The following is a 15,349-nucleotide window of genomic DNA, read 5'->3' as shown; positions in this document are numbered from 1 at the left end:
ACTAGCCGGAGGAGGGAACCTGCCATGGAAACGACAAGGTTGAACAAGGCGGCATCGACGGACGGCAGCGAGGCGAACCTGTTTGAGCCGGATTTCGTCTTCTTTGAACCGGCCGCACTGGACTACCCGCTCGGCCGGGAACTGTACCGGCGGTATCAACAGCGGGGCCTGCCCATCCGGATGACGACCAGTCACAATCAGGTGCGCGGCATTCCGGGAGAGACGGAGGTGCAGCAGTACCGCAACGCCAAGCGGACACTGGTCGTAGGCGTGCGCAAGACGCTGAAGTTCGAGCCGTCCAAGCCGTCGGCCGAGTACGCCCTGCCGCTCGCCACCGGCTGCGCGGCCCACTGCCATTACTGCTACCTGAACACCAACATCGGCACCAGGCCGTACGTCCGCGTCTACGTCAACACGGACGAAATCTTTGCCCAGGCCGAGCGGTACATCCGCGAGCGGGCCCCCCGGATCACCCGGTTTGAGGCGGCCTGTACCTCCGACCCGGTCGGCATCGAGCACATTACCGGCAATCTGAAGCGAGCCATCGAGTTTTTCGGCAATCAGCCGCTTGGGAGGCTGCGGTTCGTCACCAAGTTTCACCATGTGGACTCCCTGCTCGACGCCCGGCACAACAAGCAGACCCGCTTTCGCTTCAGCATGAACGCGGACTACGTGATCAAGAACTTCGAACCCGGCACGTCCAGCTTTGAACAGCGTTTGGAAGCGGCCGGAAAAGTGGCCAGGGCCGGCTATCCACTCGGCTTCATTCTGGCGCCGCTTTACCGCTTTGACGGATGGGAAGCGGGCTACACCGATCTCCTGGAAAGGCTTCGGCAGCAGTTGGTCCCCGAGGCGATGGAGGACCTGACTTTTGAACTGATCCAGCACCGCTTTACCACAGTGGCCAAGAAGCTGATCTTGCAGCGATATCCCAAAACCAGACTGGAGATGAACGAAGCGGAACGCAAATACAAGTGGGGCAAGTACGGCAGAGGCAAATACGTCTATCCGGACGAGCAGGCCAAAGAACTGCAAGCCCACCTGGAGCGGGAGATTGCCCGGCTGTTTCCGCAGGCGAAAATCGAGTACTTCACCTGAAGCCGCTGATGATCAAGGGGCCATGCTCCGCCGTCCAGGGTATGCCGTATCAGACAACACCGGTTCGTTCGTTTTCATATCACGGGTCGGCCTGGCAGATTGCTGGCCGGCCCACAGGTTGTTTGCTGCCACAAAGCTGCCAATGTTTCCCCCATGAATCGAATCTTTTCGACAAACCGTGACCGTCCATGCTACAATATGGAGTGCTCTCATATCGTGGGAAAGGATTTGTACATAGTCATGAAGTCCATTTTGCTTACCGTCGAGGGGCCGATCGGAATCGGCAAAACATCGCTGTCCCGGGAAATCAGCAAGGCTTTCGGGCTGCAGTTGTTGGAAGAGATCGTCTACGAAAACCCGTTTCTGGGGAAGTTTTACGAGAACATCGCGGAGTGGAGTTTCCAACTGGAGATGTTTTTTCTCTGCAACCGATACAAGCAGCTTCAGGACATCCGCTCCCGGTACCTGCAGCAGGGCGTGTCCGTCGTGTCCGATTACAACATTTTCAAAAACACGATCTTTGCCAAAAGGACCCTGGACGGTGAAAATTTGCCAAAGTATTTAAAGATTTACGACATCCTCACCGAAGGTCTGCCGCAGGCCAATCTGGTTGTCTATCTGACCGCTTCGATCGACACCGTCATGAAGCGGATCGCGATGCGCGACCGGGACGTGGAGCGCAACATGGATGTGGGGTACATGAAAAACCTGATCGCCGATTACGACGAATTTATGAAAGCGTTTGAACGGTGTCATCCCGATACGCCGGTGATCAAGTTTCACTGCGACGATCTGGATTTCGTGCACAGGCCGGAGGATCTCGCCTACGTGCTCGGCCAGATCGGGCCGCAGATCAGGGCGCTGCAGGAATCGTGAGCGTTTCCAAAGGGCCAACCGCAACTACAGGAGAAGGAGTTACGTTCATGTCAGGATTTAGGAACAGCCATCTTCGCGAAAAATACGGCATACCGAGCAACGCCGTGATCACCATCGGCGGAACGGTCGGGGTGGGCAAGTCCACGTTTACGCGCGCGCTGGCCGAGCTGCTGGGCTTCCGCGTCTCCGTGGAAAAGGTGGACAACAACCCGTACCTGGGCCGCTTTTACGAGGATCTCTCCCGGTGGGGCTTTCACCTCCAGATTTTCTTTCTGGCGGAGCGCTTCAAGGAACAGAAGCGCATGTTCGAATACGGCGGGGGGTTCGTTCAGGATCGCTCGATCTACGAGGACACGGGCATTTTTGCCCGCATGCTGTACGAACAGGGGCACATGACCGAGGAAGATTACCAGACCTACTCCCAGCTTTTTGAAGCCATGGTGATGACGCCGTACTTCCCCCATCCCGACCTCTTGATTTACCTGGAGGGCAGCTTTGAGGACATTCTCAGCCGGGTAAAGGAGCGGGGGCGGCCGATGGAACAGCGGACGCCGGTCGAATACTGGCGGGATTTGTACGAGCGGTACGAACGCTGGATTCGCTCGTTTTCCGCCTGTCCCGTCCTGCGGATTAACATCAACGAGTACGACGTGGTGGCCGATCAGTCCTCGGTGGAAGTGGTCCTGTCCCGGGTGGCGGAAAAAATCCGCCTGGGTCGGTCGTTCCGCCGATAAGGCCAAGTGAGTGCATCACCCCCTGGCGGCGTGTACCCATGCCGATCGAGGGGGGTTTTTTCTGCGCGGAGGAACGGCTGCCGGTCTGGGGGATGACGCCCTGTCCTGTCGCGAGGGGCGTGGGTCTTCCGTCTTGCGCTGCACTTCGAGCCGGGCGAAATGGGCTTTGGCCCAATCCGGCTGTGGTATAATAGTGGCATCTTGGAAATCAAAGGAGCACAGAAATGGCAGAAGAATGGTTTGAACGCAGCTTTCGTGAAGATTACGTGCTGGTGTACCAACACCGCGACGATGCTTCGGCGGACGAGGAGATCGCCAATCTGCTGAAGCGGCTGCCGATTAAGCGCACGGGCAGGGTGCTGGACCTCTGCTGCGGGAGCGGGCGTCACTCGCGGGCCTTGGCTCGCCGGGGATATGACGTGGTCGGGGTGGACTTGTCGTCCGTCCTGCTGCAGTTGGCGGAGGAACAGAACTCGTTTTCCAACCTGCGTTTTTACCGCTACGACATGCGCCACATCCCGTTTCGGGAAGAGTTTGACATCGTCGTCAACCTGTTTACCAGCTTCGGCTACTTCGCTTCCGACGAGGAAAACGCACAGGTGGTCCAAAACATGGCCGCCGCATTGAAACCGGGCGGGGAAGTCGTCATCGATTACCTCAATCCGGCCTACGTCAAGGCCCATCTCGTGCCGCGCTCGACGAAAGAGGTCGCCGGCCTCTTCATCGAGGAGGAGCGCTGGATCGAAGACGGGTTTGTCAAAAAGCGGATCGTCGTCAACGATGCGGAGCAGCCCGAGCCCCGCGTCTATCTGGAGCAAGTGCGCCTGTTCTCCGTGGAGGAAATGACGGCCATGCTGCGCCGGGCCGGATTTGAGCGGATCGAAACCTACGGCGACTACGAATTCCGGCCGTACGAGGCGGAAACGTCGCCGCGCATGATTTTCTACGCCCGCAAGCGGCAGGCTGAGCGCTGATCAGCGTGACTAACCGGACGTGTCGGTGAATATGATGGTGGTAATTCCGTTCACCGAGCGAAGGGGGCGTGCTGATGAGCAGACTGACACTGGAACAGGTGAAAGTGTACATGAACAAAGTGCCCGGCTGGAGGCTGGTGGAAGACCGGATGGCGTTGGCCCGCACGTACCACTGTCCCGATTTTGCCGCCGCCGTCAGCTTCGTCAACCGCGTGGCGGAGCAGTTGGAACACGACAGCCAGCACGTCGAGATCCAGATCTCCGGCGGGGCGGTCACGTTTACGCTGACGACCCGGGACGCGAGAGGACTGACGGGCAAGGATTTTGCCCTCGCCCAGACAATCAGCAAGGTAAGCTAGAACGGCCGATGCGCCGCCCCGTTCATCCGGGCGGCGTTTTTGTTTGGCGGCCGCGGTCTGGTAAGATGGAGTTGTGTACATAATGAAACGGAGGGATTCACATGGAGATTCACCAGCACGATCAGTTGATGGCGGTGATGGAAAAGGAATTTCGCGGACAGGCGGCGGAGATTCAGTTTACCCAGTGGGACAGTGACGGCGAAGACGAGGAAGTGACGCAGTTTCGCGGTGAGCTGATTGACGTGCGGCTGTCGGACAACGAGTTTGGGGAAAAGGATCTGCAGTTGTCATTTGCCGTTGACGGCGACCAGGTCGTGGACATCCTGATGGAGATTCCTGCGGACGAAGAAGACCTGGCCGCTTTTGCCGACGGGCGCCTCTCCATTTTCGGCACGGAAGCGGAGATCGTTCTGAAACGATAAGCGGGCCGGCGGCTTGTTCACGCTGCGGAAACGGCCCGTTCGGCTGCAGCACGACAGGCGGCAGCAAATGGCGGCGGAAAACGATGTTCACTCGTTTGAAACCTGTCCGCCTTGTGGTATGATGGGAACGTCAACAAGTTGATTGGCAAAGGAGCAACAGCGATGAAAGCTAAGACGACAAAAGAGTCCCGAACCATTCAGGCTTCACTGGTACTGCCGTCCGATACCAACTTTCACAATACCATGTTTGGCGGAAAGATGATGTCCTACATCGACGAAGTGGGGGCCATCGCCGCCATGCGCCACTGCCGCCGGCCGGTCGTCACCGCATCCATCGACTCCATCGACTTCCTGACCCCCGTCAAGATGGGCCAATCCATCTGCCTGGAGGCGATCGTCTCCTCGACGGGAACCACGTCGATGGAAGTGTTCGTGAAAATCATCTCCGAGAACTTGATGACCGGGGAGCGTGCCCTGACCGCTACCTCGTTCCTCACCTTCGTCGCTCTCGACGAAGACGGCAAGCCGACACCGGTTCCGCCGGTCATTCCGGAAACGGAAGAGGAAAAATACCTCTTTGAGACCGCCGAAGAGCGGAAGCAGATGCGCAAGGAACGAAAGCGCAGCACGGAAGCTTTCATCGGCCAGTTGAACATCAAGAAAAGCATTTGACCTGCATCGTCAAATCGTTAAAACCCCGCGGATGGTCACGATCCGGCGGGGTTTTTGTTTGTGCGGTATGCCGATGGGGCCGAACGGTCACAATAATCGCGAACGAACGGTCGTGAATCGAGGGATGGGCATGGAACACGTGGAATGCGACGTCTCCCCGATGAAGGAACAAATCAAGCGGGATTTGCAGGAGATCGTCGAGAATTTGCAGCAGAGCATTTCCGTATTGGCAGACGAGAACAACTGCCTGCTGGGAAGGCTGGAAGAGGTCAAGGAGTGGTTTACCCGGATCGAGGCGAAAGCCGCCTCGTTTTATTTGCAGTGCTACCTGGGGCCTTACACTGATACCTACATGGACCTGACCATCGCCATCCGGCACCTGTCGGAGAGGCGCCACGGCGCGCTGATCGTGGTTCAGCGGAACGATCCGCTTGACCGCTTGATTCAGGCGGGCGTTCCCATCGGCGCGACGCTCAGCCATTCGCTGCTGGAGTCCCTGTTTTATCCGGGAAGCCCCCTGCACGACGGGGCCGTTCTCGTCCGCGCCAACCGGATCATGTCGGCAGGCAACGTCCTGCCTTTGTCCAGAGTGGACACAGGCGGACGCAAGCTGGGCACCCGTCACCGGGCGGCGATTGGACTGACGGAGCAAAGCGACGCGCTCGTCCTGGTCGTGTCGGAGGAGACGGGGAAGACCTCGTTTGCCTTCAAGGGGAAACTGTATCCGATCATGACCGGCGCGCCGGTGCCATGACCTCCCTCACTCCACAAAACGCTGACGGATCTCCGGCGTGGGGAGCAGGCACTGTTCCTGCCGCCCGAACCAGCGGTAGCGGTTGCGGGCAATCCAGTTGTACACGCAGTCCCGTACAGGACGGGGAATCACAAGTCCCAGCGACGAGAGCAGGGGCCACCACCCGTTCAGCTTGCGGCAGACGCGAAGCATCGCGTCCGAGCGGGTGTACAGGTTGTCCCCCTCGATCAGCACGACGGTGCGCAGCTCGTCTGCGGGAAAGCCGTGTCGGGCGAGGAGACGGCGGCCTGTCTCCGACTGGAGCGAAGCGAAGCAGATCCGCCCGGAGGGGTCGCGCGGGATGATAAACCGGACGGCGCCGTGGCACAGGTTGCACACGCCGTCAAACAGCAGAATGGCTTCGGAGCGGGGCGGCTTGTTCATCAAAAGCGCCTCCTGTCACAGAAGTCGGTGCGGAGAGGAGGCTGCGGGAACGTGTCAGGCTTGCCGCAGACGGTATACCCCATGACGTATCCGCCGCATAATCCTCTCCCTTTCAGCATAACAGATCGGCGGCCGCTTCTCCATTACGCGGATTCGATGGAGGTGTGGCTTCGGGGAACGTCACCAGACCAGCACGCCGCTTCGGATGAGTTCTTCCGCTTTGGCCATGTCGGTGTGCATCTCCCGGTCTTCGGTCAGGCGCGGAATGGTGCGACGGATGTGCTCATAGGCCCGCTGCGTGCCGTCACCCAACCGGCCGCTGCCAAACTCGATCGCCTGGGCGGCCGCCAGGTATTCGATGGCCAGCACCCTGGCCGTATTGGCGACAACGGCGCGCAGCTTGCGGGCCGCCGTCGTGCCCATGCTGACGTGATCCTCCTGATTGGCGGAGGAGGGAATCGAGTCGACCGAAGCGGGGTGGCACAGCACTTTGTTCTCCGAGACGATGGAAGCGGCCGTGTATTGGGTGATCATGAAGCCGGAGTGCAGCCCGCCGTGTTCCGTCAAAAAACCGGGCAGGCCGCTGAGCTGCGGATTTACCAGACGCTCCGTTCGCCGTTCGGAAATGTTGGCCAACTCGGCCATCGCGATGGCGAGAAAATCGGCCGCCAGCGCCATGGGCTGACCGTGGAAGTTGCCGCCCGAGATCACCTCCCCTGTGTCGGGGAAGAGGATGGGATTGTCGGTTGCGCTGTTGCATTCCCGTGTGACGGCCGCCCAGACGTATTCCAGCGCGTCGCGCGTCGCCCCGTGGACCTGGGGAATGCAGCGCAGGCTGTACGGGTCCTGGACGCGCAGTTCTCCCGGGGCGGTCGTCCGTTCGCTGCCGTGCAGGTGGGCGAGCAGACGGCGCGCCGACTCCTGCTGCCCCGGATGCGGGCGGGTGAGATGGAGCTGCGGATCAAACGCTTTCGGGATGCCGCGCAGCGCCTCCACGGTCATCGCGGCGATCACCTCGGCACTCTCCATCAGGATGCGGGCGTCATGCAGGGCGATGGCGAGCAGGGCGGTCATTGCCTGCGTGCCGTTGATCAGTGCCAATCCTTCCTTGGCCTCCAGGCGGATCGGCGCCAGGCCGGCGGCGTGCAGCGCCTCCGCGCCGGACAGTCGCTTGCCCCGAAATTCGGCTTCTCCCTTGCCCAGCATCACCAGCACCATGTGGGCGAGCGGGGCGAGGTCTCCGCTGGCGCCGAGCGACCCCTGCTGGGGGATGACGGGATGGACGCCGCGATTGCACATCTCGATCAACAACTGCAGCGTTTCTTCCCTGATGCCGGAATACCCTTTGGCGAGCGCGTTGATGCGCAGGGCCATGATCGCCCGGACCACCTCCGTCGGATACGGCTCCCCCATGCCGCAGGCGTGACTGACGATCAGGTTTTCCTGCAGGCGGCGGATGTCTCCGGCGGGAATGACGACATCGGAAAATTTGCCAAAGCCGGTGGTAATGCCGTACACCACGCGCCGTTCCCGCACCATGCGGTCCACCAGGGCGCGGGAGCGGCGGACCTGTTCCGCCGCTTCGGGCGTGAGCCGGATTACTGCCCCGCAGCGGGCAATCGCTGTTACCTGGTCGATCGACAAATGGTCGCCGTCCAGGAAAATCACGGTCGGTTGTTCGCTCATGAGCGGCCTCCTTCACCATAAGTGTGTCGTGCGCATGGATTTTCTCCGTTAGCAAAGCAGAGAACGAAAAAGGAAGAGGGGATAGGACGTTTGTTCCTAATCCCCTCTTCCCGGGTACCTATGCGATTGGCAAAACGTGCGAGACGCCCGCCCGGCATGCGTTTCCCCACTTTCTGTCCTTTTGAATGATTCAGATGATTTCATCTTTTTTCATTGTACCTGATAGAGGGAAGCAGTCAAGGGGAATCCCGACACGGCGTTCGCACGACCAAGGCAAAATCGGGCTCAGCTTTATCGGCGGGAGTGGGCAGGTGTCGTTTCTCGGAAAGGGTGAATGTCATACCATGTACTGTGCGATTATACCAGAAAGGACGTGTGACTGTGGAAAAACGCCGCAAGATCCCGCCAATGCCTCCGGCGCTGCCAAGGCCCAGGCGCAAGCCGAAGGAGAAGCCGCTGCCTCATTTGCCGTCGCCGAACGTGCCGTCTCCGAACCTGCCATGGCCGAACATGCCATCCCCGAACCTTCCGTCCCCGAACTGGCCGTCGCCGAACGTACCGTCGCCCAACCTGCCGTCTCCGAACCGGCCGTCGCCGAACGTACCGTCTCCCAACTTGCCGTCCCCGAACCTTCCGTCACCCAATCTGCCGTCGCCCAACATACCGAGGAGACCGCCGCGCGTCCGGCCCAACATCCCGATACCGCCGAATGTCAGCCCCAACATTCCGATACCGCCGAATGTCAGCCCCAACATTCCGATACCGCCGAACGTCAGCCCCAATATCCCGATACCGCCCAGTTCTGAACGGCGCAGGCATGGTAGAAGGGAGGACATCGACTACGATCTGGATAAGTACCATTACCACCTGGAGCGGATGCACCACTACAAGCAAAAATGCGAGCAGTACCGCCATCACCGCCGGAAATACGGCAGGTACCACGAACTGTACTCCCACCACAAACGGAGAATGCGTCACTACTACGACCGCTGCACGTATGAGCGCACGGGCAGCAGTTCGGGCGGATACGGCTCGTCGTCCTACCGATCCAGCTCCAGTTGTGGCTGCGGCTGCGGCGGCCGGTGCTCTTCCTGCTCCTAACATGATACGCAGCAACGCCGTTCCCAGTGAGCGGCGCTTTTTTTTGTGACGCGCTCCTGCATGAAGCGGTTCGTTTGGGGAAACCTAACCTATCGACAAACGGATCATCTGGAGGAGACTGGTAATGGAGCACTACTTGGCAGAGCAGTATCGGGAAGGGCTGCAGGCGTTTGGCCGGCTGATGCCCGACGCGCTGAACGCCTACACCCGGTTTACCAGCGAGTGTTTTACGCCCGGCGAGCTTTCGTCCAAGGATAAGCACCTGATGGCGCTCGGCATTTCGCTGTTCGCGGGCAATGAGCACTGCATCGTTTATCACCTGGAAGCGGCGCTGGCGGAAGGCGCGAGCGAACGGGAAATCACGGAGACGGTAGCGGTGGCAGGGGCGTTCGGAGGTGGGACGACGCTGTCCCACGGCGTCATTCTGATCAATGAGGTCATGGAGGAAAAAAAGCTGGACGTGCAGTAGCGCGTCGAATCAGTGGTCACTGCGGAGCAGACCCATGGGGGGTCTGCTCCTTTTTTGGCTGTCGAAGCCGCTTTCGAACCGTCCGCTTGGCTCACTTCCCAGGTATAGCCGATCGATTGGCACGTACAATGTACTAATCGTTGCACAACCTGTGGCGGTGTCGTGCCGAGAGGAGGAATGGCAGTGACAAACGGAACGCGGGATCAGTGGAATCATTGCTGGATCAACGGGGAGAAGCACTCCCTCCCGACTGCGCTGGACGTGACGAATCCGGCGACGGGGGAGGTGGTCGGACGGGTGCCTCTTGGAGGCGAGCGTGAAGCGCGGCTGGCCGTCGACGCGGCGGCGCAGGCATTCCCGCTGTGGGCCCGGCTTCCGGCCCAGACGCGCGCCGGTTACCTCATGGAGTGGGCCGAGCGGATCGTCCGGGACAGGGACGTGCTGGCGGAACTGCTGACAGCGGAGCAGGGCAAGCCGCTGGACGAAGCGCGGGACGAGATCGAAGGCGCCGCCGCGTTTATCCGCTGGTACGCGGAAGAGGGGAAGCGGGCCTACGGCGAGGTGATTCCCGCCTCCAGGGAACAGCAGCGAATCCTGGTGCTGCGCCAGCCCGTAGGCGTAGCCGCTCTGATTACGCCGTGGAACTACCCGGCCGCGATGGTGGCGCGCAAAATGGCCCCGGCGCTCGCAGCGGGATGCACCGCGGTGCTGAAGCCGGCGCGGCAGACGCCGTTGATCGCCGTAGCGCTGTTCGATCACCTGATGGAGACGGGGCTGCCCGCCGGAGCGGCCAACCTGGTGACGGGCGAGGCCGATGCGATTGGCGGCGCGTGGCTGTCCGATCCCCGCGTGCGCAAGCTCTCCTTTACCGGCTCCACGGCAGTGGGCAAGCAGTTGATGCGCAGGGCGGCCGACCAGGTCAAGCGGCTGTCGCTGGAACTGGGCGGAAACGCCCCGGTGATCGTCTTTCCCGATGCCGATCTGGAGCGGGCCGCCGAGGCCATCGTCGCCAACAAGTTTGAAAATGCCGGGCAGATGTGCAACGGCATCAACGTCATTTACGCCCATCAGGAGATCGCGGACGCGCTGACCGAGCGGATTGTCGCCCGGGTGCGCAGTTTGCGGGTGGGGGCGGGGACGGAACCGGGCGTGCAGGTGGGACCGTTGATTGACGAGAACGCCGTGCGCAGGGCAGAGCAGTTGGTGGCTGACGCCCGTGAAAACGGAGCACGCATCCTGACGGGCGGCTACAGGCTGGCGGCGGGGGCGTATGCGCGCGGCCATTTCTTCGCTCCCACCGTCCTGGACGGCGTCACCCGCGCCATGGCTGTCACCCGCGAGGAAATTTTCGGCCCGGTTGCCCCCATTGTCCGCTTTGCATCGGAGGAAGAGGTGCTCCGCTGGGCCAACGAGACACCGTACGGGTTGGCGGCGTACGTCTTTACGCGCGATCTGGGCCGCTCCTGCCGGATGAGCGAAGGGCTGGAGTTTGGCATGGTGGCGGTAAACGGCACGTCGCTCAGCGTTCCGCAGGCGCCGTTCGGCGGCATCAAGGAAAGCGGCGTTGGGCGGGAAGGCGGGCATCACGGCTTGGCCGAATACCTGGACGTCAAATACGTGACGTTGACACTGCCCGATTGAGAGGGGAAGGCCAGCCTGACGAAGGTCAGAGAGGAGGGGGTACCAATGACGGAGTCCGCGAAGGGACTGCTGAGCGTGGAGGAATTGGAGCACGCCATGCGCAGGGGAGAGATCGACAATCTGATGATCGCCATCGTCGACATGCAGGGGCGTCTGATGGGGAAGCGGTTGACGGCCGATTACTGTCTGCGCGGCGGTCTGCGCAAAGGGACGCACTTCTGCACCTACCTGTTGGGGACCGACATGGAGATGAACACGCCGCCCGGCTACGCGCTGATGAACTGGGAGAGCGGGTACGGCGATTGGCTGGCGAGGCCCGACTGGAGCACGCTGAGGATCGTGCCCTGGCAGGAAAAGACGGCGCTGGTCCTGGCCGACGCGGTGGACGAACAGACCGGCCAGTTGATTCCCATCGCGCCGCGCAGCGTGCTGAAACAGCAGTTGGAAAAAGCGGCAAAGCTGGGATTCAGGCCGTTCATGGCGAGCGAGCTGGAGTTTTACCTGTTCCGGCAGACCTACGAAGAGATTCATCGCGGCGGGTACGAGGAGCTGCGGCCAGCCGGCCACTACAACGAGGACTACAATCTGCTGCAGGGGACGAGAAATGAGAAGATTTTACGGAAAATTCGCAGTTTTATGCAGGAAGCGGGCATTCCCGTCGAATCGTCCAAGGGAGAGGCGCATGCCGGCCAGCACGAGATCAACATCCAGTATACGGATGCGCTGCAGTCGGCCGACTGGCACGTGCTGTTCAAGCACGGGGCAAAGGAAATCTGCATCCTGGAGGATCACGCCGTTACGTTTATGGCCAAACCGCATCACCAGTGGACCGGCTCCAGCGGCCATCTTCACCTCAGCTTGTGGGATGCGGACGGCAGCCGCAATCTGTTTTTTGATGCCCAGAGCCAGCCGTACGGCATGTCGGCGCTGATGCAGCATTTCCTCGCCGGGGTGATGGCCCATGTGCGGGAGTTTTCGCTCTGCTACGCCTCGACGGTCAACGCGTACAAGCGCTACGCCCCGGAGAGCTGGGCTCCGGTGCATGCGGTGTGGAGCCGTGACAACCGCACCGCCGGCTTCCGCATCGTGGGCGAGGGCAGCAGCCTGCGAATCGAGTCGCGGATTCCGGGCGCGGACATCAACCCGTATCTGGCGTACGCGGCCATGATCGGATCGGGCTTGCTGGGCGTGGAGGAAAAGCGGTCGCTGCCGGAGGAGTGGCGGGGCAACGCGTACGCGGCCGAGGGCGTTCCGCGCGTGCCGTACTCGCTCTACGAGGCAATGTCCTTGTGGCGGGATAGCGAAGCGGTTCGCCGCGTGTTTGGCGAAACGGTTGCCGACCACTACTACAACATGGCCCGCGTGGAACAGCAGGCGTTCAACGCCGTGGTGACGGCGTGGGAGCGGGCCCGTTATTTCGAACAGGGATGAGGAGGCGTACAGGCATGCGTTTGCAGGACAAAGTGTGTGTCATCACCGGAGCAGGCAGCGGCATGGGACAAACGGCGGCGGTCATGTTTGCGGCCGAAGGAGCCAGGGTGGCCGTCTTTGAAATCAGTGAAACGTCCGGCCAGACGACGGTGGAACGGGTACAGGCGGCAGGCGGCGAGGCGTCGCTGTTCGTCTGCGATGTGGCCGACGAGGAGAGCGTCAAGGCGGCCGTAAGCGCCACCCTGGAGCGGTACGGCAGGATTGACGTCCTGTACAACAATGCGGGGATCATGCCTGCGGAGGATCACTCCGTCCTGGATACGCCCGTCGAGGTGTGGGACCGCGTGATGGCCGTCAACGTGCGCGGCACGTTCCTGATGTGCAAGCACGTGATCCCGGCGATGATCCGGCAGGGAAAAGGCTCGATCATCAACATCGCCTCGTTCGTCGCCTTCATGGGCTGCAGCGTCCCGCAGGATGCCTACACCGCTTCCAAAGGGGCGGTCGTTTCGCTGACGCGCTCGCTGGCCATCCAATTCCGTCCCAAAGGCGTCCGTGCCAACGCCATCTGTCCCGGTCCGATCGAAACGCCGCTGTTGACCGAATGGCTGGTCAGCGACGAGGAGGCCCGGCGCATCCGTCTGGGCCGGCAGCCGTCCGGCCGTTTCGGCAAACCGGAAGACATCGTCCACTGCGCCGTCTATCTCGCCTCCGACGAGTCCGACTGGACCAACGGGGCGATTCTGAACGTGGACGGCGGCATCACCTGCAACTACTTTTAAGCGGCCCGGCTGCTCGCGGCGTGCGTTTCACCCGAGACGGGCTTCAAACCAACAGGGGGAGGGGAGCGGGATGATGCTGCTGGGCCTGGTCCTGGTGCTGCTGACAATCGGCGTGGCGGTCGCCATCGGCTACCGCGCCAACGAAAGCGTCCGCCGGTTTGACGAAAGCCGGCACGAGAGCTTTATCGGTTCCAACCGGAACACCTGAGCGAAAGGAGGAGTCGCGGATGCAACGGGACAAACAGCGGCAGATTCTGGAGGACAAAAAGGACCTGAACAGGTTCGGGTATGCCCAGGAACTGCTGCGTGACATGGGGGGATTCTCCAATTTCGCCATCTCCTTTTCCATCATCTCGATACTCACCGGAGCGGTGTCGCTCTACGGCCACGGCCTGACCTACGGCGGGCCGGGCATGATGGGCTTCGGCTGGACGATCGTCGCCCTGTTCGTCCTGCTGATCGCGGCTTCCATGGCCGAACTGGCCTCCGCCATCCCGACCGCGGGAGCGCTGTACCACTGGGCGGCCGTCCTCGCCAACAAGCGCTGGGGTTGGTACACGGCCTGGATCAACCTGATCGGCCAGATCGGGATCGTCGCCGGCATTGACTACTCGTTCGCCCTGTTCGCCGATCCGCTCCTGGCCGGCGCGTTCGGGTACACGTCATCGGAGACGACGACCCTGGTGCTGTTCGGGATCACCTTGCTTTTGCACGGCGCGTTCAATCACATCGGGATTCGCCTCGTCGCCAGGCTGAACGACTTTTCCGCCTGGTACCACATCGGCGTCGTCGTCATTCTGGTCGGCAGCCTGGCCTTTTTCTCCCGGCACGAGCTGCAGCCGCTGGCGTACCTGTTTCAGGTGGGGCAGACCTTCTCCGACCAACCGTACGCCCTGGCGTTCCTGATCGGCCTTTTGCAGGCGCAGTGGACGTTTACCGGCTACGACGCGTCCGCCCACACGATCGAGGAAACGATCAACCCGCGGGTTCGCGCCGCCTGGGGCATTTTCAGTTCCGTGGCCTTTTCGTTCATTTTCGGGTTTGTGATGCTGGCCTTTGTGACCCTCTCCATCAAGGACGCAGCTGCCGCGAGCGGGGCGGAAAACGCCTTCATCCACGTCATCAGCGAAGCGCTGGGCGGGACGTTCGGGACGGCGGTGCTTTGGCTGGTGACGTTTGCGATGTGGTTCTGCGGCCTCTCGTCGGTCACCTCGTTTTCGCGGATGCTGTACGCGTTTTCCCGCGACAAGGGTATTCCGTGGAGCCGCCACTGGGCGGAAATCTCCGTCCGATACCGCACGCCGGCCAAGGCGATCTGGCTGGTGGTGATCCTCTCCTTTGCCCTGGCGCTGTTTGACTACATCCTGAAACGGATCAATCCGGACACCAGCTACACCACGCTCGCCTTCCTCACCGCAGTCAGCGTCGTCGGTCTTTACGTCGCCTACGGCATCCCGCTCTACCTGAAACTGCGGGCGGAGGCAAAAGGACTGTTCCGGCCCCAGCACTACGGCCCCTGGAACCTCGGCACATGGAGCAGGCCGATCAACGTGCTCAGTCTCGTCTGGATCGTCTTCATCAGCGTCGTGATGGTGATTCCGCCCAATCAAAACGCAGGGTTTGCCCTGATCGGCATGTTCCTGCTCCTCTTGGTCATGGATCTGGCCTACTACCATCGCCGCTTCCCCGGCCCGCAGGCGGCGCTCGACACGACGGCGGAGGAGATCAAGCGACAGGAATCGCGGTTCGGCAAATGAGAGAAAACGTCCAGCCCTTCCGATTGGAGGGGCTGTTTCCATGTGAATGCCAGCACATAAGCGGGTGATGATATGACAAAAGAGCCGTTTTTAGCAAAATATGAGAAGTTGTGTTTGACAACTAAACCGCAGTTTGCCTGACAAAAGAGAGAGGGGGGCGTCCGCGTGCG

General features: G+C 61.1%; 18 protein-coding genes. 15 read left to right on the top strand and 3 right to left on the bottom strand.

Going from position 1 to position 15,349, the window contains the following annotated elements; translation table 11 throughout:
* Nucleotides 1-24 precede the first annotated feature (24 nt).
* The 8 genes from splB to cdaS all read left to right on the top strand — a co-directional run bounded on the left by splB (nt 25) and on the right by cdaS (nt 5,889).
* The gene (splB, locus tag A6764_RS14695; protein WP_029099272.1) at nt 25-1,098 is read left to right on the top strand and encodes a spore photoproduct lyase; all 1,074 of its coding nucleotides are present in this window, start codon (nt 25-27) and stop codon (nt 1,096-1,098) included.
* Nucleotides 1,099-1,338: 240 nt separating this feature from the next.
* Nucleotides 1,339-1,974, top strand: coding sequence for a deoxynucleoside kinase (locus tag A6764_RS14690; protein WP_029099273.1), 636 nt, complete (start codon nt 1,339-1,341; stop codon nt 1,972-1,974).
* A gap of 47 nt (nt 1,975-2,021) precedes the next feature.
* Complete coding sequence (locus A6764_RS14685) at nt 2,022-2,708, top strand: deoxynucleoside kinase (RefSeq protein ID WP_029099274.1); 687 nt, start codon at nt 2,022-2,024, stop codon at nt 2,706-2,708.
* A 224-nt stretch (nt 2,709-2,932) separates the two neighbouring features.
* Nucleotides 2,933-3,682: a class I SAM-dependent methyltransferase gene (locus A6764_RS14680; protein WP_065066134.1), complete on the top strand. Its 750-nt coding sequence runs from the start codon at nt 2,933-2,935 to the stop codon at nt 3,680-3,682.
* A gap of 74 nt (nt 3,683-3,756) precedes the next feature.
* Nucleotides 3,757-4,041, top strand: a complete 285-nt coding sequence (locus A6764_RS14675) for a 4a-hydroxytetrahydrobiopterin dehydratase (protein ID WP_029099276.1) — start codon at nt 3,757-3,759, stop codon at nt 4,039-4,041.
* A 101-nt stretch (nt 4,042-4,142) separates the two neighbouring features.
* Nucleotides 4,143-4,463, top strand: a complete 321-nt coding sequence (locus A6764_RS14670) for a hypothetical protein (RefSeq protein WP_035298178.1) — start codon at nt 4,143-4,145, stop codon at nt 4,461-4,463.
* Nucleotides 4,464-4,625: 162 nt separating this feature from the next.
* Entirely contained in the window at nt 4,626-5,135 is a 510-nt protein-coding gene (locus A6764_RS14665; RefSeq protein WP_065066135.1) for an acyl-CoA thioesterase, read from the top strand.
* 130 nt (nt 5,136-5,265) lie between these two features.
* Complete coding sequence (cdaS, locus tag A6764_RS14660; protein ID WP_065066136.1) at nt 5,266-5,889, top strand: sporulation-specific diadenylate cyclase CdaS; 624 nt, start codon at nt 5,266-5,268, stop codon at nt 5,887-5,889.
* A gap of 6 nt (nt 5,890-5,895) precedes the next feature.
* On the opposite strand, the gene A6764_RS14655 is transcribed toward cdaS, so the two are convergent.
* The 3 genes from A6764_RS14655 to A6764_RS14645 form a co-directional block, all read right to left on the bottom strand.
* Nucleotides 5,896-6,312, bottom strand: a complete 417-nt coding sequence (locus A6764_RS14655; protein WP_065066137.1) for a thiol-disulfide oxidoreductase DCC family protein — start codon at nt 6,310-6,312, stop codon at nt 5,896-5,898.
* A 180-nt stretch (nt 6,313-6,492) separates the two neighbouring features.
* Complete coding sequence (hutH, locus tag A6764_RS14650; protein ID WP_065066138.1) at nt 6,493-7,998, bottom strand: histidine ammonia-lyase; 1,506 nt, start codon at nt 7,996-7,998, stop codon at nt 6,493-6,495.
* 461 nt (nt 7,999-8,459) lie between these two features.
* A complete protein-coding gene (locus tag A6764_RS14645) occupies nt 8,460-8,753 on the bottom strand; it encodes a hypothetical protein (RefSeq protein WP_176703201.1) in 294 nt (97 codons plus the stop codon).
* Nucleotides 8,754-8,874: 121 nt separating this feature from the next.
* On the opposite strand from A6764_RS14645, the gene A6764_RS14640 reads away from it, so the two are divergent.
* From A6764_RS14640 to A6764_RS14610, 7 genes are all read left to right on the top strand, one after another.
* Complete coding sequence (locus A6764_RS14640; RefSeq protein ID WP_141669558.1) at nt 8,875-9,099, top strand: hypothetical protein; 225 nt, start codon at nt 8,875-8,877, stop codon at nt 9,097-9,099.
* Nucleotides 9,100-9,223: 124 nt separating this feature from the next.
* Nucleotides 9,224-9,568: a carboxymuconolactone decarboxylase family protein gene (locus tag A6764_RS14635; protein ID WP_065066140.1), complete on the top strand. Its 345-nt coding sequence runs from the start codon at nt 9,224-9,226 to the stop codon at nt 9,566-9,568.
* A 183-nt stretch (nt 9,569-9,751) separates the two neighbouring features.
* Nucleotides 9,752-11,209 carry an NAD-dependent succinate-semialdehyde dehydrogenase gene (locus A6764_RS14630; protein WP_413541955.1) on the top strand — a complete coding sequence of 486 codons (1,458 nt, stop codon included), beginning with the start codon at nt 9,752-9,754 and terminating at the stop codon, nt 11,207-11,209.
* Between the two features lie 45 nt (nt 11,210-11,254).
* The gene (locus tag A6764_RS14625) at nt 11,255-12,640 is read left to right on the top strand and encodes a glutamine synthetase family protein (protein WP_065066142.1); all 1,386 of its coding nucleotides are present in this window, start codon (nt 11,255-11,257) and stop codon (nt 12,638-12,640) included.
* Between the two features lie 14 nt (nt 12,641-12,654).
* Nucleotides 12,655-13,422: an SDR family NAD(P)-dependent oxidoreductase gene (locus tag A6764_RS14620; protein ID WP_044900148.1), complete on the top strand. Its 768-nt coding sequence runs from the start codon at nt 12,655-12,657 to the stop codon at nt 13,420-13,422.
* A gap of 70 nt (nt 13,423-13,492) precedes the next feature.
* Nucleotides 13,493-13,630 carry a hypothetical protein gene (locus tag A6764_RS14615; protein ID WP_176703202.1) on the top strand — a complete coding sequence of 46 codons (138 nt, stop codon included), beginning with the start codon at nt 13,493-13,495 and terminating at the stop codon, nt 13,628-13,630.
* Nucleotides 13,631-13,649: 19 nt separating this feature from the next.
* The gene (locus A6764_RS14610) at nt 13,650-15,179 is read left to right on the top strand and encodes an amino acid permease (protein ID WP_029099287.1); all 1,530 of its coding nucleotides are present in this window, start codon (nt 13,650-13,652) and stop codon (nt 15,177-15,179) included.
* The last annotated feature ends 170 nt before the right edge of the window (nt 15,180-15,349 follow it).

Origin of the sequence: Brevibacillus sp. WF146 (assembly GCF_001673705.2) — a bacterium.
Classification (GTDB): Bacteria; Bacillota; Bacilli; order Brevibacillales; family Brevibacillaceae; genus Brevibacillus; species Brevibacillus thermoruber.
This window is presented reverse-complemented; position numbering and strand designations above follow the sequence as displayed.